The following is an 819-nucleotide window of genomic DNA, read 5'->3' as shown; positions in this document are numbered from 1 at the left end:
AAGCCGCCGTTCTTCATGGTCCGTGGTGGCACCGAGGTCATCCACATCAACTTCCGCTCCGCCGAAGTCGATGCCGTGTACTTCCCTCAGGTGGAAGTGATCGGCGATATCGCCAACGCCGTATGGCAGATCAGCGAAGCGCTGAACGACACTTCGCACTGGGACTTCACCCGCCTGATGGCCATTCGTGAAGCCAACGAAGCGCAGATCGCCGAAGGGGCCGACGACAACCGCTTCCCGGTCTACCCGCAGCGCCTGGTTGCCGACATCCGTCGCGTGCTGCCGTCCGAAGGCATCGTTGCCCTGGACAACGGCATCTACAAGATCTGGTTCGCCCGCAACTACAAGGCGCACAAGCCGAACACCGTGCTGCTGGACAACGCCCTGGCGACCATGGGCGCCGGCCTGCCATCGGCCATGGCCGCGCACCTGGTGCACCCGGACCGCCCGGTGATTTCGGTGTGCGGCGACGGCGGCTTCATGATGAACAGCCAGGAGCTGGAAACCGCAGTACGCTTAGGCATGCACATCACCGTGGTGATCCTGCGTGACGACGGCTACGGCATGATCCGCTGGAAGCAGGCCAACATGGGCTTCACCGATTTCGGCCTGGACTACGGCAACCCGGACTTCGTCAAGTACGCCGAAGCCTACGGTGCCAACGGCCACCGCGTGGAAAGCGCCGAAGGCTTGCTGCCGCTGCTCGAGCACTGCATCAAGACCCCGGGCGTGCACGTGATCGACTGCCCGGTCGATTACAGCGAGAACGACCGCATCCTCAACAGCGAGCTGCGTGAGCGCGCGCTGGCGGTGTAAGGC

General features: G+C 63.6%; 1 protein-coding gene. It reads left to right on the top strand.

The window, feature by feature from the left end:
* Window positions 1–816: thiamine pyrophosphate-dependent enzyme (locus CAF70_RS25975; protein WP_256573319.1), on the top strand; the 816-nt coding region annotated here is incomplete at its 5' end.
* Between the last annotated feature and the right edge of the window lie 3 nt (window positions 817–819).

Source organism: Pseudomonas sp. B19(2017), from assembly GCF_002113165.1.
Lineage (GTDB): Bacteria > Pseudomonadota > Gammaproteobacteria > Pseudomonadales > Pseudomonadaceae > Aquipseudomonas.
The sequence above is the reverse complement of the archived record's forward strand: the minus strand, read 5'-3'. Positions and strand labels throughout refer to the sequence as shown.